22 protein-coding genes are annotated in these 20144 nt (G+C 58.4%); 11 read left to right on the top strand and 11 right to left on the bottom strand.

Features of this window, described 5'->3' with window-relative positions; translation table 11 throughout:
• Entirely contained in the window at positions 1–3852 is a 3852-nt protein-coding gene (locus GYM47_RS10830) for a YhdP family phospholipid transporter (protein WP_153842864.1), read from the top strand.
• A complete protein-coding gene (tldD, locus tag GYM47_RS10825) occupies positions 3849–5303 on the top strand; it encodes a metalloprotease TldD (protein WP_153842865.1) in 1455 nt (484 codons plus the stop codon). Before GYM47_RS10830 ends, tldD begins: the two co-directional genes overlap by 4 nt.
• 5 nt (positions 5304–5308) lie before the next feature.
• Here the strand turns inward: tldD and yjgA are convergent, their stop codons facing one another.
• Entirely contained in the window at positions 5309–5830 is a 522-nt protein-coding gene (gene yjgA / locus GYM47_RS10820) for a ribosome biogenesis factor YjgA (RefSeq protein WP_153842866.1), read from the bottom strand.
• Positions 5831–5925: 95 nt separating this feature from the next.
• Between yjgA and pmbA the strand changes: the two genes are divergently transcribed.
• On the top strand, positions 5926–7266 hold the full coding sequence (gene pmbA, locus GYM47_RS10815) for a metalloprotease PmbA (protein WP_153842867.1): 1341 nt from the start codon (positions 5926–5928) through the stop codon (positions 7264–7266).
• An 18-nt stretch (positions 7267–7284) separates the two neighbouring features.
• On the opposite strand, the gene GYM47_RS10810 is transcribed toward pmbA, so the two are convergent.
• From GYM47_RS10810 to GYM47_RS10765, 10 genes are all read right to left on the bottom strand, one after another.
• A complete protein-coding gene (locus GYM47_RS10810) occupies positions 7285–7554 on the bottom strand; it encodes an HPr family phosphocarrier protein (RefSeq protein ID WP_139527156.1) in 270 nt (89 codons plus the stop codon).
• A 38-nt stretch (positions 7555–7592) separates the two neighbouring features.
• A complete protein-coding gene (gene rapZ / locus GYM47_RS10805; RefSeq protein ID WP_139527157.1) occupies positions 7593–8510 on the bottom strand; it encodes an RNase adapter RapZ in 918 nt (305 codons plus the stop codon).
• A gap of 58 nt (positions 8511–8568) precedes the next feature.
• Positions 8569–9036 (bottom strand): PTS IIA-like nitrogen regulatory protein PtsN, encoded by a 468-nt coding sequence (gene ptsN / locus GYM47_RS10800; RefSeq protein ID WP_139527158.1) that lies wholly within the window; start codon positions 9034–9036, stop codon positions 8569–8571.
• 4 nt (positions 9037–9040) lie between these two features.
• The gene (gene hpf, locus GYM47_RS10795) at positions 9041–9349 is read right to left on the bottom strand and encodes a ribosome hibernation-promoting factor, HPF/YfiA family (RefSeq protein WP_027335376.1); all 309 of its coding nucleotides are present in this window, start codon (positions 9347–9349) and stop codon (positions 9041–9043) included.
• Between the two features lie 97 nt (positions 9350–9446).
• Positions 9447–10862 (bottom strand): RNA polymerase factor sigma-54, encoded by a 1416-nt coding sequence (locus GYM47_RS10790; protein WP_139527159.1) that lies wholly within the window; start codon positions 10860–10862, stop codon positions 9447–9449.
• Between the two features lie 105 nt (positions 10863–10967).
• Positions 10968–11726, bottom strand: coding sequence for an LPS export ABC transporter ATP-binding protein (lptB, locus tag GYM47_RS10785; RefSeq protein WP_139527160.1), 759 nt, complete (start codon positions 11724–11726; stop codon positions 10968–10970).
• Positions 11727–11737: 11 nt separating this feature from the next.
• Positions 11738–12232 carry a lipopolysaccharide transport periplasmic protein LptA gene (lptA, locus tag GYM47_RS10780; protein ID WP_139527161.1) on the bottom strand — a complete coding sequence of 165 codons (495 nt, stop codon included), beginning with the start codon at positions 12230–12232 and terminating at the stop codon, positions 11738–11740.
• 8 nt (positions 12233–12240) lie between these two features.
• A complete protein-coding gene (lptC, locus tag GYM47_RS10775; RefSeq protein ID WP_139527162.1) occupies positions 12241–12813 on the bottom strand; it encodes an LPS export ABC transporter periplasmic protein LptC in 573 nt (190 codons plus the stop codon).
• Entirely contained in the window at positions 12813–13355 is a 543-nt protein-coding gene (locus tag GYM47_RS10770; RefSeq protein WP_139527163.1) for a KdsC family phosphatase, read from the bottom strand. The genes lptC and GYM47_RS10770 overlap by 1 nt, the downstream gene beginning before the upstream one ends.
• A gap of 42 nt (positions 13356–13397) precedes the next feature.
• A complete protein-coding gene (locus tag GYM47_RS10765) occupies positions 13398–14384 on the bottom strand; it encodes a KpsF/GutQ family sugar-phosphate isomerase (protein ID WP_139527164.1) in 987 nt (328 codons plus the stop codon).
• Positions 14385–14654: 270 nt separating this feature from the next.
• Between GYM47_RS10765 and GYM47_RS10760 the strand changes: the two genes are divergently transcribed.
• From GYM47_RS10760 to hisG, 8 genes are all read left to right on the top strand, one after another.
• Positions 14655–15476, top strand: a complete 822-nt coding sequence (locus GYM47_RS10760) for an ATP-binding cassette domain-containing protein (RefSeq protein WP_153842868.1) — start codon at positions 14655–14657, stop codon at positions 15474–15476.
• Complete coding sequence (mlaE, locus tag GYM47_RS10755; RefSeq protein WP_139527166.1) at positions 15477–16277, top strand: lipid asymmetry maintenance ABC transporter permease subunit MlaE; 801 nt, start codon at positions 15477–15479, stop codon at positions 16275–16277.
• A gap of 15 nt (positions 16278–16292) precedes the next feature.
• Positions 16293–16760, top strand: a complete 468-nt coding sequence (gene mlaD / locus GYM47_RS10750) for an outer membrane lipid asymmetry maintenance protein MlaD (RefSeq protein WP_139527167.1) — start codon at positions 16293–16295, stop codon at positions 16758–16760.
• A gap of 43 nt (positions 16761–16803) precedes the next feature.
• Entirely contained in the window at positions 16804–17463 is a 660-nt protein-coding gene (locus GYM47_RS10745; protein ID WP_139527168.1) for an MlaC/ttg2D family ABC transporter substrate-binding protein, read from the top strand.
• A complete protein-coding gene (locus tag GYM47_RS10740; protein ID WP_139527169.1) occupies positions 17460–17798 on the top strand; it encodes an STAS domain-containing protein in 339 nt (112 codons plus the stop codon). Before GYM47_RS10745 ends, GYM47_RS10740 begins: the two co-directional genes overlap by 4 nt.
• A 130-nt stretch (positions 17799–17928) precedes the next feature.
• Positions 17929–18180 carry a BolA family protein gene (locus GYM47_RS10735; protein WP_139527170.1) on the top strand — a complete coding sequence of 84 codons (252 nt, stop codon included), beginning with the start codon at positions 17929–17931 and terminating at the stop codon, positions 18178–18180.
• An 11-nt stretch (positions 18181–18191) separates the two neighbouring features.
• Entirely contained in the window at positions 18192–19454 is a 1263-nt protein-coding gene (gene murA / locus GYM47_RS10730; protein WP_153842869.1) for a UDP-N-acetylglucosamine 1-carboxyvinyltransferase, read from the top strand.
• Between the two features lie 28 nt (positions 19455–19482).
• Positions 19483–20136, top strand: a complete 654-nt coding sequence (gene hisG / locus GYM47_RS10725; RefSeq protein ID WP_139527172.1) for an ATP phosphoribosyltransferase — start codon at positions 19483–19485, stop codon at positions 20134–20136.
• The last annotated feature ends 8 nt before the right edge of the window (positions 20137–20144 follow it).

Below are 20144 nucleotides of genomic sequence, written 5' to 3'. Positions count from 1 at the left end.
ATGTCATCACGCTCTCTCGTTCGTGGCTGTTGGATCAGCGTCGCTGCCGTGCTGGCGACGCTGGCTGTGGTGATGCTGGCGTTTCGTCTATTGGCCAGCCAGGCGGATGCCTTGACCCCACGTATCGAAGCCATGCTCGAAGCGCGCATCGGGGTGCCGGTACACGTCGACCGGCTAGCACTCTCGTTAGAACGTAATGTTCTGCACCTAGCGCTCGATGAACTTAAGGCGCAAACCCCTGAGGGACAGGCCTTGGTGGAGGTCGACCGCCTGTCGCTACGTCTCGATGTCTGGGAGAGCTTGCGTCGGTTGGCACCCATCTTCAGCGATGCGCGTATGTTTGGGCTGCGCTTTCATCTTTACCAACAGCAGGATAGCGGATGGGGGTGGCCCTCTCCGGCCGAACTCCCCCTGGGCGTGACGCCCCAGCCCGACGTCGACCTCGACGCCTTAGATGCTTGGGCGGGCCTGTTACTGCGCCAGCGCGTCTGGGTGGATGATAGTCGTGTCACCCTGCATGGCGAGGAGCAAACCGTGATGCTACACGCGCCCACGCTCTTGTTGAGCGGTGATCGGCGACGGACGCGTCTAGAGGGCGCACTGACCATCGTCGATACGCCTGATGCGGCGAATGCCGAGCTTCCGGCTATGACCCTTCGTGCCGAAATGCAGCCAGGAAAGCAGGGGTTTAGCGACTTTTCGGCGGCTCTTCAGCTGGACATGCAGCTTGACCACTTGGTGGTACTGGCCGCCCTGTTTCGTCCGGATTGGATGCCCTTTTTGGAGCAGGTGGGTGGCCAGGTACAGCTTTGGGGTCGTTGGCAAGAGGGTGCCTTGGCCGATGCGCGGCTGGCACTGGATGTTCCTGAGCTCACCCTGCGTCAGGATGTCGAATACGCCGTGCTTCGCAATATTCAGGCCAGCGGACAGTGGCTGCGTGATGGCGATGGGGGGGAGGCATGGCTCAGCGGCAGTGCCGAGACCGTCGAGTGGGCACAACCCGAGGGGGGCAGCGCTGGCCCGGCACTACCACGTCACTGGTATCTATCGCATCAACCCGGACAGTGGGAATTGCGCACCAGCGCATTCGAGCTCGCCTCTTTGGCGGCGTGGCGTGAGTATGCACTATTGCCTGAGTCGGTGACGCGGGTTCTGCAAACACTTTCACCCCGCGGGCAGGTGCAGGGCTTACGTCTAGGCCAGCGTGACGGCCGTTGGGGGGTCGATGCAGCCCTGACCAACGTTGCCGTTTTGCCATGGCAGCAGGCACCGGGCGGCGGGCCGCTGGATGCCTGGGTTCAGGCGCGCGATTTGCGTGGGCGTGTGACCTTTAATAGCGCGGGCGATAGCGCGCTTTACTTCCCTGAACTGTTTGATGCGCCGATGCAGCTTCGCCATGCAGAAGGGGTCGTCGAGTGGGTTTACGACGGCCCCAATACCATGATCAGCGGTCGCGATCTGAACGTCGATTGGGAGGGAGCTCGTGTCAGCGGTGGCTTTGGCCTGATCACTGGGCAGCAAAACGGCCAGTTCGGTCTCGACATCGCCTTTGCCGACGTGGATGCGCGCGCTCGTCCGCTCTCGCAGTGGCTGCCGATGAAAGCGTTCGACCCAGCGCTGCGCGATTGGTTGGCCAGCGATATAGGGGGCATGGTGCCTCAGGGCTCTTTGAAGCTCAGCCAGCCGCTGGGGCCGCGCGCGTCATCGGATCAGCTATCGGCAACGCTGGCACTGGCGATCGAGCAGGGCTATCTACCGATAGCGCCTGATTGGCCCCTACTAGAGGATCTTGAGGGGCGCTTGCTCTGGCAAGGAGGCGTATTGCAAGCCGAAGTGGCGCATGCGCAGAGTCAGGGTGTGGAAGTCGCCAATGGTGTGGTACGTATGGAAGAGAAGCAGCCACTGACGCTGTCGGCAGACGTACATAGTCATGGCGCTGCGTTGCTGAGTTTCCTTCGCGCCATGCCCGACATGGATACGCTACCCCTCGACGCGCTGTCGGCGCAGGGACATCTTGACGGTGACGTCGCGCTGGAGCTGCCACTCGAATCCCCAGAGACGCTTCAGCTCGAGATCAATGTCCGCCCGGTGCTATCGGCTGTCGGCTATGCGCCGCTGCCTATTACGCTGCGTGAACTGGGGGGGGAACTTCACTGGCAACAAGTGGGGCAGGCGCATGCCCTGACCGGCGACTTGAGTAGTCAGTGGCAGGGAGGGGATCTGCGGGCGACATTCTTGGCCGATGAGCGCATCGCCCTTGAAGGGAGCGTAGCGACCTCAGCGCTCTGGTCGCTGGCGAGCGTGCCTGCCGAACAAGCTCGTCAAATCATCGACGGTAGCACGCCGTGGCAAGGGGAGGTCACGCTGACGCCTAGCCCCGTGGTGACGTTGCAAAGTCGCCTTCTCGGCGTGACGAGCGAGCTGCCCGAGCCGTTTGCCAAGCGCAGCGAAGAGGCCTGGCCGTTACAGTTACGCGCTGAGTTGGCCTCTGGGCGTACTTCCGTTGAGTTGGCCGATAAGCTCGTGGCCAAGGTACACTCTTTAGAGGGTGGCGCACAGGCAGGGCAAGTAGCGCTAGGCAGCGCGGTATCGCGCTCCGGCTGGTCCCGACAGCCGGGCTGGCGCTTGGATGCAGGTCTTGACACACTGGACCCGTTGGCGTGGCAAGCAGCCCTTGCTCCGCTGATGTCAGGAAATCTGGAAAACGCTTCCAGCCGTGGTGACCGTTCGCCTTTCGACGTGCGGCTGCGCACTGAGTGTCTGATGTATCGTGAGACCTGTCTGGGCGCGATGACGGCCTCAGGAACGATCGAACCTCGGCGTGCAGCCTTAAACCTCAATGGTGATGTGCTGAACGGCCGGGTCGACTACCAACCTGCCAGCGAGCGTCCGCTGGACATCGCCATCACCACGCTGACGCTGGATCCATTGTTCGATCTCCCCGCCAACACCCACGATGCCAGCGTCGCAGCTCCCGACTCCTGGATCGAGGCGGTCGATACCCAGTACGCAGATCCCGTGCCAATCCCAGACGGCTTGGCGGCGCTGCCTAATGGCCGGTTGCGACTGGCGGAAGTGAGTGTGGGTAATCGCCGCTACGGACCGCTTACCGCGTTTTGGCAAGCCGATGAGCGTCGTTTTACGCTTGCGCCGGTGGGGCTGACACTCGGTCAGCTCTCTGCGCGAGGCGAACTGGTGTGGGAGGGCAATGCGGTGAACAGTCGAACCCGCGCCGATATTTCTATTCAGGGAGGCGATGTCGGTACGGCGCTAGAGCGGCTAGGGCAGCCGGTGGCCATGCGAAGCCGTACGACGGATGTATCCGCCAACCTCACGTGGCCCGGCGCACCCTGGCAGGTGGATTTGAGCCGAGCCGGTGGAGAGATGAGCGCGGATCTTCGTGATGGGCGTTTCGTGACGCTCGAATCGACGCCAGCCCGCCTGGTTGGACTGCTCAATTTCGATAACATTCTGCGCCGCTTGCGCTTCGATTTTTCCGATTTGACGGGTCAAGGCACCGCCTTCGATCGTGTGCACGGTACCGCTGACGTGGCCCAGGGGCAGCTGCTGCTGCGCGGCCCCCTACAAATTGATGCCCCTGCGACCACGCTGACGCTGACAGGAAGTGTTAACCTCTTACAGCGTGAACTCGATCAGCGTCTCGGCGTCACACTGCCTGTGAGCCAAAGTTTACCCATCGCCGCCATTGCGGTCGGCGCGCCCATCGTTGGCGGCGCGCTATTCATTGCCGACCAGCTATTCGGCGATGCGTTGGATCAAGCAACCACTCTCTATTATCGCGTGCGAGGTCCTTGGACCTCGCCGCAAGTGACTTTAGAAGGCCCCCAATGACCCCACAAACAAGCGATATCGAGTCTGCCGTTTCCATTTTGCTTACCCCTGGTGGTCTCGATCTTGACGCCCTGGATACTGGCCTTGGTTATGCCCTGGGAGCGGGCATCGATTATGCCGATCTCTATTTTCAGCGAACTTGGCAAGAAGGGTGGGTGCTGGAGGATGGCGAGGTCAAAGAGGCCAGCTATAACATTGATGGTGGCGTGGGCGTGCGCTCGCTGGCGGGTGAGAAAACGGGGTTTGCGTACTCCAATCAAATCACCGCCGATGCGTTGATGGACACCGGGCGAACGGCGGCTGGTATCGTTCGCAGCGGAAAACAGTTACCCGGTCAGAAAGTAACGCCGGTCAGCGCCGCCGCGCGTTATTCAGGAATCGATCCGCTTGCCGGGTTATCAGCGGAAGAAAAGGTCGCGATGTTGAAAGAGGCCGATCGCATAGCGCGAGCCGCAGATCCCAGTATCAGCCAAGTGAGCGCGTCGCTCTCTGGCACCTACGAAGTCGTGTTGGTACGCGCCAGCGACGGCACCCTTGCCGCCGATATTCGCCCCCTCGTGCGTTTCAACGTCAGTGTGATTGCGGCCAAAAACGGCCGCCGGGAGCGCGGTGGCGCGGGCGGCGGTGGTCGTTACTCGATGTCGCGTCTGCGTGATGAAGGCGTGGCCGAGCGCTACGCAAAAGAAGCGGTGCGTCAAGCGCTGGTCAACCTGGAGGCTGTCGACGCACCGGCCGGGCAGATGCCGGTGGTGTTAGGGGCGGGTTGGCCTGGTATTCTTCTGCACGAAGCCGTTGGGCACGGATTGGAAGGCGATTTCAACCGCAAAGGCAGCTCGGCGTTTGCCGGGCGGATGGGACAGCAGGTCGCCGCCAAGGGCGTCACGGTGGTCGACGATGCCACGGTGGCCGATAGCCGTGGCGCGCTCAGTGTGGACGACGAAGGCACGCCCGGTCAGTACACGCCGTTGATCGAAGACGGTATTTTGACAGGCTATATGCAGGATAAGCTGAATGCGCGCTTGATGAAAATGGCGCCCACCGGTAATGCGCGTCGCGAGTCGTTTGCGCATTTGCCAATGCCACGTATGACCAACACGGTCATGCTGGCGGGGCAGGATGATCCTGACGACATCATCAAAAGCGTCAAGCGGGGTATCTATGCCGTCAGCTTTGGCGGCGGTCAAGTAGACATTACCTCGGGTAAGTTCGTCTTTTCGGCCAGCGAAGCTTACATGATCGAAGATGGCAAGATCACAGCGCCGGTCAAGGGCGCGACGCTGATAGGCAACGGGCCCGAAGCCATGGGCAGAGTGTCGATGATTGGCCATGACATGGCGATGGATACCGGCATTGGCGTGTGTGGTAAAGAGGGGCAGGGCGTGCCCGTCGGTGTCGGTCAGCCCACGCTTAAGCTGGATGAGCTGACCGTCGGCGGTACGCAGTCTTCATGACTGGCTTACAGCGCTAGCGTCTCACGCAGGTGTTTGAACAGCTTGCGCGAGCTGGTGGGGGGCTTGCCCTGTTCGCGTTCTTTACGCGTGTTGCGCACGAGTTGGCGCAGCGCTTGCCGATCCGCATTGGGATAATCGACCATGAAGAGATCGACGGCATCGTCGCCCTCGTCGATCATGCGGTCTCGCCACTTTTCCAGGCGATGAAAAGCATGATCGCGCTGCTCTTTTTCTTGTTCGATGGCGTCGAAAACGCCTTGAATGGCCGTTAGATCCTCTTTGCGGATGAGCTTGCCAACGTACTGCATATGACGTCGGCGGCCCTCATGGGAGCGAATGCGAGCGGTTTCATCGATGGCGCGCAGCATATCGTCAGACAGCGGAAAGCGTGAGCGTTCGGTGGGGTTCATGGCAATCAGGGTTTCGCCAAGCGCCTGTAAGGCGTGCATTTCTCGCTTTAGCTGCGATTTACTGGGGCGTTCTACCTGTTCGTCGATGTCAATTGGCTCGGGACGTTGCTTGGGCATATAGCTACTCACAGATTAGATTCGTTCGCAGCATTATATCAGGCTGTGACCACAACATTGATCCGCCAACGCGTTTCAGGCGAAAAGGAGGCCACATGGCACAGGCATTTGATGCATCGGCGCAGCAGGCATTACTGACACAGCGCGCTGAAGAAGCGCTTGCCCTAGCAAAGCAGCTAGGAGCAGATGCTGCTGAAGTGGGTGCCAGCGTCGATCAAGGCATGGGCGTCAGCGTTCGTTTAGGCGATGTGGAAACCGTTGAGCTGTCGCGCGATCAGGGAATTGCGGTAACGCTATACGTGGGCAAGAGAAAGGGGAGCGCCTCGTCTACCGATGCCAGCAGCGCGTCGATTCGCGCAACGGTCGAGAAAGCGCTCGCGATCGCGCGCTATACCGGAGAAGATCCTGCCGCCGGTTTGGCAGACGCGTCGCTGATGGCCACTGAGCTACCCGATTTGAAAGTCCACCACCCGTGGACGCTCACCACGGATGAGGCCATCGACCTGGCCCTTCGCTGCGAGCAGGCTGGACGCAGCGCGGAGGGGATTCATCAGTCGGAGGGTGCGTCACTCTCCAGCGGCGAGGGTGTCCGTGTTTATGCCAACAGCCACGGATTTTTGGGCACTCAAAAAGGCAGCAATCACTCGCTCTCATGCATGCTGATCGCCCAGGACGATCAGGGTATGCAGCGCGACTATGATTACACCGCCGCACGTAATCCACACCATTTACGCAGCCCGGAAGAGGTCGGTCGAGAAGCGGCAACTCGCACGCTTCGCCGACTGGGTGCGCGTCGGCCACCGACCGGTACCTTTCCGGTGCTGTTCGACCCTACGCTAGCCAGCGGCCTGATCGGTCATCTAATGAGCGCCTTGGCAGGCGGTGCGCTATACCGAGAAGCCTCTTTTCTGTGTGACCGTCTGGGAACGCCGCTTTTCCCCGAGTGGTTTGGCTTGGAAGAGCGACCCATGGAAGTGGGGGCGACGGCGAGCTCGCCGTTCGATGCCGAGGGGGTGCAAACCCGTAATAATCGATTCATCGATCGGGGGCAGGTTGCCAGCTACATGCTTTCTGCTTATAGCGCACGGCGTTTAGGTATGCACTCGACTGGAAATGCAGGTGGCGCGCGCAATTTACGCCTGCTGGCTCCGTTAACGCCACGAGCCGAGCTGTTGAGTCAGATGGGGCAAGGTATTTGGGTCACCGAACTCATGGGGCAGGGGGTGAACGGTGTGACCGGTGATTACTCGCGGGGAGCGGCAGGCTTTTGGATTGAAAACGGTGAAGTTCAGTACCCAATCGAGGAGTTCACGATCGCCAGTAACCTGGACAAGATGTTTGCCGGGCTGAGCGGCGTAGGGGATGACACGGATACACGGGGCAGCATTCACACGGGGAGCTGGCTGGTGGATGCGATGACCGTGGCGGGCAGCTAAGCGTTCACGCTGCATCGATTACTGATCTTCTTCAAACCGAGCGTCGAATAGCGCCTCGATAGCATCGAGCGCTCGTTCGGCGTCTTCCCCTTCTGCAATGACGGTGAGCTCGGTCCCGCAGGGCGCGGCGAGCATGAGCAGTGACATGATATTGGCAGCATCCGCTTTTTGCTGCTTCTTGTACACATGAATCTGGGCAGAGAACTGCTGGCCACACTGAACCAGTTTGGTGGCTGCGCGGGCGTGAAGGCCGCGCTGATTGGTAAGGGTCAACGTTCTTTCGGGCACTCTGGTTCCTTTTTGCCGAGTGGGGTTTTAGGGAGGGCTCAGGGAGTACTGGGCGTCGCCGCCGTATGTTGGGTTGTCGGCGTTTCGCTGAGCGTGTACTGCAGCCCTAGCTCGCGATGCCTCAACTGCACTTCCCCTGTTTGTTTGACCAGCCGCTGTGCAAGCTGCTCGATCATATAAACGGACCGGTGTTGGCCGCCCGTGCAGCCAATGGCCACGGTCATATAGCTGCGATGGCTATTTTGATAGGCCGGTAGCCACTTCTCCAGCCACGTTTCAATATCGCTTGCCATGGCCTCTACCACGGGGTAGCCGCTCAAGAAGTCGATGATGTTGGCGTCGCGACCGGTATATTGGCGCAGAGTAGGGTCCCAATAAGGATTGGGCAAGCAGCGTACGTCGAACACGAGGTCGGCATCCAGCGGAACGCCGCGTTTGTAGCCAAAGGACTCGAAGGTGAGCGTCAGTTGATGCTGGCGCTGATGAGCTACTTGGTCGGTAATGCGGCGTCGCAGATCGTGTACGGAGAGTCGAGACGTATCGATCAATAAATCGGCGAGGTCGCGAATGTCATTCAGCGTCTCTTCTTCTTTGTTGATCGCTTCTTCCAGCGTCATGTCGCTATCACGGGTGAGGGGATGACGACGGCGAGTGGCCGAGTAACGCTCCAGCAAAATACGCGCATCGGTTGTCAGGTAGATCACCTGAAAACGAATTTCCCGGTGGCGCAATTCTTCAAGTAGCGCTGGCAGACGCTCCAGCGCAGTAGGTAAGTTGCGTGCGTCGATACTGACGGCAATCCGTGTGCGCTCACCCTGGGCGCGCAACTCGTCGATAAGCGAGCCCAACAGCATGGCAGGCAAGTTATCGATCGCGTAATAGCCAAGATCTTCCAGCGCTTGTAAGGCGATAGACTTACCGGAACCTGAACGGCCGCTAATGATCACCAGTTGCATAGCGTCTCTCTTGGCGTTTGAGCGTAAGAAGTAAAGACAAATTGAAGGAGTAGATCTGTTACGCAGCTTGTTCGCGTATCTTGGCCGTTATCAGCGTCAACAGTTCTTTTTGACTGCCTGCTTTGCGCAGCTGTTGGCGAGTATCGGCGTCGTTCATGATCGTCGCGACTTGTCCGAGCAAAGCAAGGTGCGTGTCATCGGCTTCTTCAGGCACCAGCAAAACGAACACGAGATCGACCGGGTCCCCATCGATGGCATCGAAATCGACGGGTTCCGCCAGTTTCAAAAAGCCAGCAATGGGGGCACTGCAGTGCGGGCTTCTTGCGTGGGGAATGGCAACACCGTTGCCAATCCCCGTGCTGCCAAGACGCTCGCGCCCAATCAAACGACTGAACACTTCTTGGCTGTCAAGGCTGGGCGTGTTTTGGGCGATGAAGGTGCTGAAAAACTCCAGCACCCGCTTTTTGCTGCCCCCGGGTACGTCATAAAGCACGCGCTCCGGGGGGAGAATGGTTTCCAACGTCATTGAGTTAACGCACACCTGCGCCTTGAGCGCGAGCTTGTGCTTTTTCCTTGTGTTTGACGAGTTGACGATCGATTTTGTCCGCAAGGGCATCGATGGCGGCATACATATCGTTATCGAGTGCCTCGGCATGAAGGTCAGCACCAGCGGCATGTAGCGTGCACGCTGCCTGCTGGCGCTCCTTTTCGACAGATAAGGTCACTTGTACCGTGGTGATATTGTCGTAGTGTCGTTCGACGCGTTCCAGCTTTTCGTTAACGTAGTCACGCAAGGCGTCAGTCAGTTCAACGTGATGACCAGTGATGTTTACTTGCATTGACGTGCTCCTTATCCATCGGGCTGTACTTCGATTGTAACCCTTTTTACGCTATTGCAAAGCCCTTGCGGTGAGTTTGTCACGACCAAGCGTTTAACTAGCGTAAACGGCGGCGCTCGCTCGAAGAGGGAATGCCCATCGACTCGCGATATTTCGCGACGGTACGTCGTGCCACGCTTATTCCGCCCTCTTCGAGAAGCGTCACCAAGCGACTATCGGAGAGCGGTTTGCCTGAGGGCTCCTCTTGAATGAGCTTTTTGATACGTGCGCGAATGGCCGTGCTCGAGTGGCTGTCGCCGCCGTCTTGGCCACTGACTTGACTGGAGAAAAAGTATTTCAACTCGAACACGCCACGCGGTGTATGAATGAACTTCTGTGTCGTCACGCGTGAGATGGTCGACTCATGCATCTCTACGGCTTCGGCGATGTCGGCCAAGATCAGCGGCTTCATGGCCTCTTCGCCGTGCTCTAGAAAGCCAATTTGGCGAGCGATGATTTCACGCCCCACGCGCAGCAAGGTGTCATTGCGGCTAGAGAGGCTTTTGATCAGCCAGCGCGCTTCTTGAAGGTGCTCTTTCAAGAACTGGTTGTCCTGGCTCTTGTCGGCGCGTTTGATCAAGCTGGCGTAGTCGGGTTGGATGCGTAGCCGTGGAAGAGCGTCCGGGTTGAGCTCTAAATGCCAGCCTTCGTTGTCATGGCGCACGACCAGATCGGGAGTGATGTAGCTATCGTCGGTCACGCCGTAGGCGCTGCCGGGTCGGGGATCGAGGCTGCGAATTAATCGAATGACGTCATCCAGCTGCTCATCGTCCAGGCTCAAACGGCGCTTGAGGAGGCGCATATCGTCTTTGCCTAGCGCCTCCAAAAACTGTCGTACCAGCCGTTTGGCTGGCATCAATAGCGGGGTGTCTTCCGGCAACGCAGCAAGTTGAAGCATCAGACATTCGCGCAGGTCGCGAGCGAATACGCCGGTCGGCTCGAACTGCTGCAAGCGCAGTAGGGTATTTTCCACTTCCCGTTGGCTCAAGCCGTCATGACCTTGTGCTTTGAGCCCTTCACGAATGTCGTTGAGCGGCTGGGTAAGATAACCATTGGCGTCCAGCGCATCGATCAGGCTCTCCGCAATTGCATATTCCCGTGAGCTGACATCGGTCATGGCCAGTTGCCACAGCAAATGGCCATGAAGGCTTTGGCCAGCGGCTTGGCGCTCGAAGTCGGGTCCTTCGCTACCACCGCTCAGACTGCCCATGTCTTGGTAGGTGTCCGACCAGTCGCTGTCGACGGAGAGTTCGTTGGGAATGCTGTCAGACCACTCGGCCTCTTGCGGCTCGCTGACTGCCTGCTCTCCAAACTCGTCCTCTTGCTCGAGCATAGGGTTGGCGTCAAGCGCTTGCTGAATTTCTTGACGGAGGTCCAGCGTAGAGAGCTGCAGCAGGGCAATGGCCTGTTGCAGCTGGGGTGTCATGGTCAGCTGTGTGCCGATACGCAATTGGAGAGAAGCTTTCATGACCATCTGAGAACCACTCGTTAATCAGAAAGCTCCACCCTAGAGCGAGTTATGGCTACGTGCAAGTGCAATAAGCATGCCACTAAAAGAAAAGTTTGGTCAGGCCTCGGTTTAGAGCCGGAAATCAGCGCCCAGATAGACGTCGCGGACCTTTTGGTTATTGAGAATCTCCTGGGCGTTCCCACTGGCGATGATGTGGCCATCGCCAACGATGTAGGCGATATCGCAAATATCCAGGGTTTCACGCACGTTGTGGTCGGTGATCAAGACGCCGATGTGGCGTTTTTTGAGTGCACGGATAATGGTTTTGATTTCGCCGACCGAAATAGGGTCGACCCCGGCAAAGGGTTCGTCGAGTAGAATGAACGCGGGCTCGGTGGCCAGCGACCGCGCGATCTCTACTCGACGGCGCTCGCCTCCTGAGAGGCTCATGCCTAGGTTGTCACGAATATGGGTGATATGAAAATCTTCGAGCAGTGACTCCAGGCGAGCTTCTCTGGCGCTGCGATCGAGCGTTTTGCGCGTCTCGAGGATGGCCATGATGTTATCGGCTACCGAGAGCTTGCGAAAAATCGAGGCCTCTTGGGGAAGATACCCAATGCCTGCCATGGCGCGTTCGTGCATGGGCGCGTGGGTCAAATCCAGATCGTCGATACCCACATTGCCCGCATCGGATTTGACCAGTCCGACGATCATGTAAAACGAGGTGGTTTTACCGGCTCCATTGGGGCCCAACAGTCCAACGACACTGCCCTGGGCGATTTCCAGGTTGATGTCCTTGACGACGCGGCGGCGTTTGTAGCTCTTTGCTAGGTGGTGGGCGTAGAGCGTTTTGACAGGTGCGGAATCTGCAGACGTTGATGCTGCCACGTGGGCGCTCCCTATTGTTCCGGCTGAAGGGTCATGCGAATGCGCTGGTTGTCGCTACCGTTCACGTCGGAGCGAGCTTGCACCACTTCCTGGTCGATGAAGTACTCCAGGCGGCCCCCTTGAAAGCGGTCGCCTTGCTGGGTCAGTTCGGCTTGGTCGATCAGCTCCACGCGGCGTTCGGCGACGTGATAGATGATGCGCCGCGCCCAACCTTCCATGGGGGTCTCCTGGTCGTCGAGACGATTGCGCAAGTAGGCACGCTCACCCGTGGCAATGGCTTGAGAAAGTTCCCCTGCATCATTGCGCTGAATCTCTACGCGTTCGCCGCGCAATTGCATTTCGCCTTGACGAATATCCACGTTACCTGAGTAAACTGCGGTGCCCGCGCGCTGGTCGAGGTCCAGGCGGTCGGCTTCTACTTCGATGGGTGCTTGGCTTTGCGCCATGGCAGCCGTCGCCAGCGGTAGCGTTAAAGCAAAGAGGGTGGTGCGGAGAGAGGCATTCATCGCGACTCCTAGGGGGTACGAGTGGCCGGCGGATGCACGCCGCGCACGTTGTTGGTCAGGCGGACCTGGCTGTCATCCAGCCAAACGTCCATGCGGGAAGCTTCCATACGCTGAGGGGGCTGCTGCAACAGCACGGGCGTAGTGCTCCAGGCGTGGCGGGTCACGCCATCGTAGTTGAGTTGCTGTGTATCGAGCTGCCAACCCTCTTCAGGCGCGAGCAGCCGGGCAGACCCGCGCAGCGTCAAGGCCTGAGTATCGGTATTCAGGGTGCCGGTATCCGCGGTCGCCAACCACTCCCGCTGTTCGCTATCGAACAGCGTAGCACGTGGCGACACGACATCTGTCATGGCCGTTTGAGGTGTATGCACTAGCCGGGGAGTGACCAGCGACTGCTGAATCGCCCCCGATTCCCCAAATAGGGTGATTTCGGCATTCTCTAATACATGACCTGGCTCCTGAGCGCGCGCTTGCTCGTCGATATCTCGCTCTTGGGCGCTGCGCGGGTCGAGCCAAACCAAAAGCATGCCCAGGACGACGACCAGTGCCGTTACCCAAACTCGTTTTCTGAGCTTTACGCCCATCATGAGTGCCTGTGAAGATAGGTGTCGAGTACGGCATCCCAATGCCCTTGGGAGGTGAGCAGCGTATCGCAAATTTCACGCACCGCGCCGTGCCCGCCCAGCCGTTCGGTGATCCAATCGGCGTGGGTATGCATATAATCGGGTGCATTGGGGACCGTGATGCCAACGCCTGCGCGCTTGATGGGTGCCAAGTCTGGCAGGTCGTCCCCGCAGTAAGCGACTTGTTCGAGCGTAATATCCAGCCGCTGGCAGAGGGCTCTCAGGGTCGTGAGTTTGTCTTCGCAGCCTTGATGCACATGGCTGATACCTAGTGCCGCAGCGCGCTGGCTGACCATCGGCGAATCGCGGCCGGTGATGAGCGCCACATGAATGCCAACGCGTTTGAGCAGTTTCAAGCCATGCCCATCCTGAGTGTGAAACGCTTTGATCTCGATGCCGTCGGCTTGAAAGTAGAGTCGGCCGTCCGTCAAAACGCCATCTACGTCTAGCGCAAGTAGTTTTACGCGGCGGAGCCGGTCGAGTAGTGCATCGGGTAGGGCCATATAGCCTCCTTAACATCCATGGCAAAAAGCGTTATCACGCAGTTAAATCACACCGCTGGCCAGTAAGTCATGCATATGTAGCGCGCCGATGGGACGCTGTTGCTCGTCGACGACGGCCAGCGCGGTTATCCGGCTATCTTCCATAATACGTACCGCTTCGGCTGCTAGCACGTCAGGACCGATGCGTTTGCCTGGGCGCGTCATGACGTCGTCGACTCGCACATCGCGCAAGTCATGAAATTGGTCCAATGTGCGTCTCAGGTCACCGTCGGTATATACACCTGCCAAACGGCCTTCGCTATCGATGACGCAGGTGAACCCAAGCCCTTGGCGTGTGATCTCTAAAAGCGCATCGCGTAGCGGGCTACCCAATGCAACCTGAGGCAGCCGCGTGCCGTCGTGCATGAGATCGCGAACTCGCAGCAGCAGCCGCTTGCCGAGGCTTCCTCCCGGATGAGAGAGCGCAAAATCTTCCGCTGTAAAGCCACGTGCTTCAAGCAAGGCCACGGCAAGGGCGTCCCCCAGTGCTAGCGCGGCGGTGGTCGAGCTTGTCGGGGCAAGATCCAGCGGGCAGGCTTCACGCTCGACGCCGCTGTCCAAATGGGCATCGGCGTGGCGTGCCAGGGTAGAGCCTGGACGTCCAGTCATGCTCACCAGCGGGGTGCCAAGCCTTTTAAGTAGAGGGAGTAGCGCCGTGACTTCAGCTGTTTCGCCGGAGTTAGAGAGCGCCAACACTACGTCGGTACGGGTGATCATACCGAGATCGCCGTGGCTGGCTTCACCTGGGTGTACGAAAAAGGCGGGCGTACCGGTGCTTGCCAGCGTGGCAGCCAGTTTGCCTGCAATATGACCCGACTTGCCCATGCCGGTCACCACCACGCGGCCTTGGCAGGCGAGAATGAGCTGGCAGGCATGGTCGAATTGGTCGTCTAGCTTGGCTTGGAGGCCGCCGATGGCTGCTTGCTCGATTTGCAGCGTGCGCAGCGCACTTTCACGCAGTTGGCTGGGTGTAGAGAGTGGCTGGCCCATGGCATGTCTCGTTTTCATGATGTGAATGGGTAGCTGGTAAGAATAACATCTTGCGGCGCTATTTAGCTAAATCACGACAAGGTCGTCGATGGTATGGAGGGCTCCATTGCATGAACGATGGTGCGCTCACTGTTAGCGTCGCTGCTGTTGAGAGTAGCGTTGGATCATGATGTTCGATACTATTTCGAAAACACTGTTTTTTAAACTGCCCTGTGGCTTGTCGGTTTATACTGACGCGTTCTGGCATCAACGAGGAAGGTCAAACATCATATGACGGATGTATCCTTCATACAGGTCGAAGACATCTACTTTTCCCGTGGTGAGAGCGAAATTTTTCGCGGTGTCAGCATGACCATACCTCGCGGGCAAGTGACGGCCATCATGGGGCCAAGCGGTACCGGTAAGACGACGTTGTTGAAGCTCATCGGTGGCCAGCTCACACCCGACCGTGGACGTATCCTCATCGATGGGCAGGACGTGCATCGGCTCTCACGTAAAGCGCTATTCGCGCTGCGCAAACGCATGGGCATGCTGTTTCAAAGCGGTGCCCTGTTTTCGGATTTGGACGTTTTTGAAAACGTTGCGTTTCCGCTGCGCGTTCATACGGACCTGCCGGACGCAATGATTCGCGATCTGGTGCTATTGAAGCTTCAGGCGGTAGGGCTGCGCGGCGCGAAGCACCTAACGCCCGCCGAGCTGTCCGGTGGGATGGCGCGTCGGGTGGCGTTGGCGCGTGCCGTGGCACTCGACCCTGAGCTAATACTCTACGACGAGCCATTCGTCGGCCAGGACCCTATTTCCATGGGCGTGCTGGTGCAACTGATCAAACGGCTCAATCAGGCGCTGTCACTCACCTCGGTGGTAGTGTCGCATGACATCAAAGAGACGCTGAGCATCGCGGATTACCTCTACTTGATCGCCGATGGTCAAGTCGTTGCTCACGGGACCCCCAGCACGCTGGAAACGAACCAGGATCCTCGCGTCAACCAATTCATGCACGGCAAGCCAGACGGTCCCGTGCCGTTTCACTATCCCGCAGACCCACTTCACCGGGATATCTTCGGTCACGATTCAGTCACAAAGGCAGGGTAGATGCAGGGCAAATTGACACAATATGCGTCGCGCGTGGCCCGTCTGGGGCGAAAAAGCTGCGATGTCGTCGAGGCGCTGGGGCGCGCGACGGTGTTTCTAGCGCAGTCGGCGATAGGCGTGCCGTCACGGGAAGGGTGGTCGCTTTGGATGCGCCAAATGCACTTCGTCGGAGTGCTGTCGCTGGCCATCGTCCTCGTGTCGGGGCTGTTCATTGGCATGGTGCTGGCGCTACAGGGATATACCATTTTGGTGGATTTTGGTGCCGAACAGGCGCTGGGCCAAATGGTGGCGCTCTCACTGCTGCGTGAGCTTGCCCCTGTGGTGGCTGCGCTGCTGTTTGCGGGGCGAGCCGGGTCTGCTTTGACCGCCGAAATCGGACTGATGAAAGCCACCGAGCAGCTCACTAGTATGGAGATGATTGGCGTCGACCCGCTGCGGCGTGTGGTGGCGCCTAGGCTGTGGGCGGGTTTCGTGGCGTTACCGATGTTGACCGTGGGCTTCAGTGTCGTGGGCATTTGGGGCGGCTACTTGGTCGGTGTCGAGTGGCTGGGCGTGTTCGAGGGCTCGTACTGGAGCAACATGCAGGCCAGCGTGTCGTTTCTCGACGATGTTGGTAACGGTATGATCAAAAGCGTGGTGTTTGCCCTCGTCGTAACCTGGATCGCCGTGTTTCAAGGCTATGACCTCGTGCCGACTTCCGAAGGGATCTCCCGAGCCACCACCCGCACGGTGGTATATTCCTCGCTGGCCGTGCTTGGATTGGATTTCGTTTTAACTGCCGTGATGTTCGGCGGTCTTTAAGGGTGGAGTAATGTCATGAAACGCAGCAAAACCATGGAGTTCGGTGTTGGCCTATTTATGTTGGCTGGCATCGTCGGGCTGGTATTTCTCGGCTTGCGGGTCAGCGGCTTAACGCTGTCGGCTCCCTCCGATACGTTCCGCCTTGAGGCCAATTTTGCCAACATCGGCGGGTTGAAGCCGCGTGCTCGGGTCACTATGGCGGGTGTGACCGTAGGCCGAGTAGAGGCCATCGAACTCGATACCCAGTGGTACGACGCCCGTGTAACGATGACGCTGGATAGTGCGCTCGAAGGGCAGCTGTCTCAAGACACCACGGCTGCCATCTTGACGGCTGGCTTACTGGGTGAACAGTACATTGGGTTGAGTGTTGGCGGAGCGCCAGAGGTGTTGGAAGAGGGCGACGTGATTCGCGACACACAGTCCGCTCTAGTGTTGGAAGAACTTATTCAGCAATTCGTATCCAATATGGTCAGCAACGGATGATGGTCAGTCACTCATTGCCATCGGTTTTTTCCTGCAAGAGGTCATGAAGATGTTCAACCTTTATTCTGCTTTTATTCAGCGCTTCGCGTTGGCTGCTGTGCTGATGCTGGCGCCGCTAATGGCGCAAGCGCAAACGCAGTCCCCCGAAGAAGTGGTTCGTGACAATGTCGAATCCTTTATGAGCCAACTCGATGGTAAGAAAGCGTACTATGCCGATAACCTCGATGAGCTAAAAGCATTGGTCGACGAGAGCCTCGATGACGTGGCGGATTTTCGTTACATCGGCGCTAGCGTCATGGGTAGCTATTTCCGCAATGCAACGCCCGAGCAGCGGAGCCGGTTTGCCGACGTGTTCCGCCAAACGCTGATCGATACTTACACGCGTGGGTTGGTGACGTTTGATTACAACGAGCTACGTGTGCTGAACCAGCAGCGCGGCCAGCGCTACGAAGACCAGGCCAGCGTGGATATGGAAGTCGTGGCAAACAATGGTCAGGTCTACCCAGTGAGCTATAGCCTTCGTCTGTCGGATGGTGAGTGGCGTGTAGTGAACGTCATCGTCAACGGCATCAACCTGGGGCTGACTTTCCGTAATCAGTTCGATCAAGCCATGCGTGACAATAACCGCGATTACGATGCAGTCATACGTGGTTGGGCGCCTGAAATCGGTGTCGATGAGCTGGAGCAGGGAGGCGATGCGTGACATCGCTCCTCTCTCGCTCAGAGGTGACGCTGTCAGCACAGGGCGATTCGCTGATGGTCGCAGGCGACTTGACCATGAGTGTCGCCGCCGACGTGGCCGCTCGCGGCGTTCAGTGGCTGCGTCAGTCCGATCATTCTGAGGTCTGTCTGGATTTTGCGAAAATCAATAAAGCGAGCAGCGCAGCGCTGAGCGTGCTGTTTGAGTGGCTACGTGCCTGCCAGGCGCTCCAGGTCAAGGTGCGATCCATCGTGCTGTCGCCGCCGCTGCAGCGTTTGGCGTCTTTGGCAGAACTCGATACCTTGGTTTCACAAGACGTTTTTGCAGACATCGCGTGATCTCTAGAGCAGCCCCCGGGCTGCTCTCTTTATGGTGGGCACGGCTCGGCATCGCCAAGTGAGCCGCTTTTCTTTATCATGTTCGCCCATTACTCACTATTTCAACGACCCCAAAGGAGTTTCCTGTCTCATGCAACCCAACGAGGTAAAAGCACTGCTTGAATCCCGCATCGATGGGTGTGAGTTTCACATCCAGGGTGAAGGCTGCAATTTTCAGGTGATTGCGGTTGGTGAAGCCTTTGAAGGTCTTTCTCCCGTTAAGCGCCAGCAGCTCGTTTACGCCGCGCTCAGCGACGAAATCGCATCGGGTGCCCTACACGCGATCAGCATCAAAACGTTTACACCGACGCAGTGGCAAACTGCGTCGGAAAACGCTCAGTAACGGTCGCCCCCATGGATAAACTCATTATTACGGGTAATGGCTCGGTCGATGGAGAAGTGTGGGCAAGCGGTGCCAAAAACGCGGCGCTGCCCATTTTATGTGCGAGCCTTTTGGCAGATGGGCCGGTAGTCATCGGTAATTTGCCGCATCTTCAAGATATTACGACCACGCTAGAGCTGCTTGGGCGGATGGGCGTCGAGCCGATCATGGGTGAGAAGTTGAGCATTCAGCTTGATGGCTCCCAAGTGTCCCAGTGCCATGCGCCCTACGAGCTAGTGAAAAAAATGCGCGCCTCCATTTTGGTGTTAGGGCCGCTGCTGGCGCACTTCGGTAAGGCGGACGTGTCGCTGCCTGGTGGTTGCGCCATTGGTTCGCGCCCGGTGGATCTGCACCTGCGTGGCCTGGAGGCCATGGGGGCGGAGATCCATGTCGAAGCAGGCTATATCCGTGCCCGTGTTGATGGGCGTTTAAAAGGCGCTACGATCTTTTTCGACACCGTGACCGTGACCGGCACGGAAAACCTGCTGATGGCAGCGACCCTGGCAGACGGGCGGACCGTTCTCGAGAACGCCGCCCGAGAGCCCGAGGTCGTCGATCTCGCCGAGTGCCTGATCAAAATGGGCGCGCAGATTCGAGGTCACGGCACCGACACCATCGTCATCGACGGTGTTGCGTCGCTGCATGGCTGCGAGCACGATGTCATGCCCGATCGTATCGAGACTGGCACGTTTTTAGTGGCCGCCGCCATGACGGGTGGGCGAGTCAAAGTGAAGCGTACGCGAGCCGATATCCTGGAAGCCGTGCTTGCCAAATTGGAAGAGGCGGGCGCGACGATCGAGAGTGGCGACGATTGGATATCATTGGATATGCACGGTAAACGCCCGAAGGCCGTCAATATTCGTACGGCGCCGTATCCCGCATTTCCTACTGACATGCAGGCCCAGTTCGTTGCCATGAATGCCGTTGCCGAGGGGCATTCAAGGGTCGTGGAGACCATCTTCGAGAATCGCTTCATGCATGTTCAAGAGCTGAACCGCATGGGCGCCAACATCGTCCTGGAGGGTAACGCCGCGTTGATCAATGGCGTTGATAAACTCTCGGGCGCTCCCGTCATGGCGACGGATCTTCGTGCGTCAGCGTCTCTCGTCATTGCTGCCATGATGGCCGAAGGGGAAACCTTGGTCGATCGGATCTATCACATCGATCGCGGCTATGAGTGTATCGAGGAAAAATTACAGCTGCTGGGGGCGAAGATTCGCCGTATCCCCGGCTAAGCCACGCGGACAACACTGGCCTTTGACCATGAGTAAGCAACTGATTTTGGCCCTTTCGAAAGGGCGTATCTTGGAAGAAACCCTTCCGCTACTGGCAGATGCGGGCATTACACCTGCCGAGGATCTGAGTAAAAGCCGCAAGCTTTTGTTCGATACCAACTTGCCGGACGTCAAACTGGTGATTATTCGTGCCACTGACGTGCCAACCTACGTGCAGCTAGGCGCGGCGGATGTAGGTATCGCCGGTAAAGACGTGCTGCTGGAGCACGGCGCGGAAGGTCTTTACGAGCCGCTCGACCTGGATATTGCGCGGTGCAAGCTGATGACGGCAGGCGTGACGGGGCAGCCGCCCGCCAAAGCGCGACGCCGAGTAGCGACCAAATTCGTCAACGTGGCACGTCGCTACTACGCAGAGCAGGGTATCCAAGCAGAAGTCATCAAGCTTTATGGTGCCATGGAGCTCGCACCGCTGATGAATTTGGCCGATGAGATCGTCGATATCGTCGATACCGGTAACACGCTGCGCGCCAATGGTATGGAGCCGCGCGAGCTCATTGCCCACATCAGCACGCGTTTGGTGGTCAACAAAGCCGCTATGACCATGAAGCACGACCGTATCAAGCCGCTGCTAGCGCGTCTGGAAAGCGCCGTAAAATCGCGTCAGGCGCAGCCTATTGAATGACAAGAGGT

The organism is Vreelandella piezotolerans (assembly GCF_012427705.1).
Taxonomy (GTDB): domain Bacteria; phylum Pseudomonadota; class Gammaproteobacteria; order Pseudomonadales; family Halomonadaceae; genus Vreelandella; species Vreelandella piezotolerans.
The sequence above is the reverse complement of the archived record's forward strand: the minus strand, read 5'-3'. Positions and strand labels throughout refer to the sequence as shown.

What these genes read in the sequence shown, in the direction of transcription:
- GYM47_RS10830 (WP_153842864.1), top strand. Translation starts at nt 1, where the DNA reads ATGTCATCACGCTCTCTCGTTCGTGGCTGTTGGATCAGCGTCGCTGCC.
- tldD (WP_153842865.1), top strand. Translation starts at nt 3,849, where the DNA reads ATGACCCCACAAACAAGCGATATCGAGTCTGCCGTTTCCATTTTGCTT.
- yjgA (WP_153842866.1), bottom strand. Translation starts at nt 5,830, where the DNA reads ATGCCCAAGCAACGTCCCGAGCCAATTGACATCGACGAACAGGTAGAA.
- pmbA (WP_153842867.1), top strand. Translation starts at nt 5,926, where the DNA reads ATGGCACAGGCATTTGATGCATCGGCGCAGCAGGCATTACTGACACAG.
- rapZ (WP_139527157.1), bottom strand. Translation starts at nt 8,510, where the DNA reads ATGCAACTGGTGATCATTAGCGGCCGTTCAGGTTCCGGTAAGTCTATC.
- ptsN (WP_139527158.1), bottom strand. Translation starts at nt 9,036, where the DNA reads ATGACGTTGGAAACCATTCTCCCCCCGGAGCGCGTGCTTTATGACGTA.
- hpf (WP_027335376.1), bottom strand. Translation starts at nt 9,349, where the DNA reads ATGCAAGTAAACATCACTGGTCATCACGTTGAACTGACTGACGCCTTG.
- GYM47_RS10790 (WP_139527159.1), bottom strand. Translation starts at nt 10,862, where the DNA reads ATGGTCATGAAAGCTTCTCTCCAATTGCGTATCGGCACACAGCTGACC.
- lptA (WP_139527161.1), bottom strand. Translation starts at nt 12,232, where the DNA reads ATGAATGCCTCTCTCCGCACCACCCTCTTTGCTTTAACGCTACCGCTG.
- lptC (WP_139527162.1), bottom strand. Translation starts at nt 12,813, where the DNA reads ATGGGCGTAAAGCTCAGAAAACGAGTTTGGGTAACGGCACTGGTCGTC.
- GYM47_RS10770 (WP_139527163.1), bottom strand. Translation starts at nt 13,355, where the DNA reads ATGGCCCTACCCGATGCACTACTCGACCGGCTCCGCCGCGTAAAACTA.
- GYM47_RS10765 (WP_139527164.1), bottom strand. Translation starts at nt 14,384, where the DNA reads ATGGGCCAGCCACTCTCTACACCCAGCCAACTGCGTGAAAGTGCGCTG.
- GYM47_RS10760 (WP_153842868.1), top strand. Translation starts at nt 14,655, where the DNA reads ATGACGGATGTATCCTTCATACAGGTCGAAGACATCTACTTTTCCCGT.
- mlaE (WP_139527166.1), top strand. Translation starts at nt 15,477, where the DNA reads ATGCAGGGCAAATTGACACAATATGCGTCGCGCGTGGCCCGTCTGGGG.
- mlaD (WP_139527167.1), top strand. Translation starts at nt 16,293, where the DNA reads ATGAAACGCAGCAAAACCATGGAGTTCGGTGTTGGCCTATTTATGTTG.
- GYM47_RS10745 (WP_139527168.1), top strand. Translation starts at nt 16,804, where the DNA reads ATGAAGATGTTCAACCTTTATTCTGCTTTTATTCAGCGCTTCGCGTTG.
- GYM47_RS10735 (WP_139527170.1), top strand. Translation starts at nt 17,929, where the DNA reads ATGCAACCCAACGAGGTAAAAGCACTGCTTGAATCCCGCATCGATGGG.
- murA (WP_153842869.1), top strand. Translation starts at nt 18,192, where the DNA reads ATGGATAAACTCATTATTACGGGTAATGGCTCGGTCGATGGAGAAGTG.
- hisG (WP_139527172.1), top strand. Translation starts at nt 19,483, where the DNA reads ATGAGTAAGCAACTGATTTTGGCCCTTTCGAAAGGGCGTATCTTGGAA.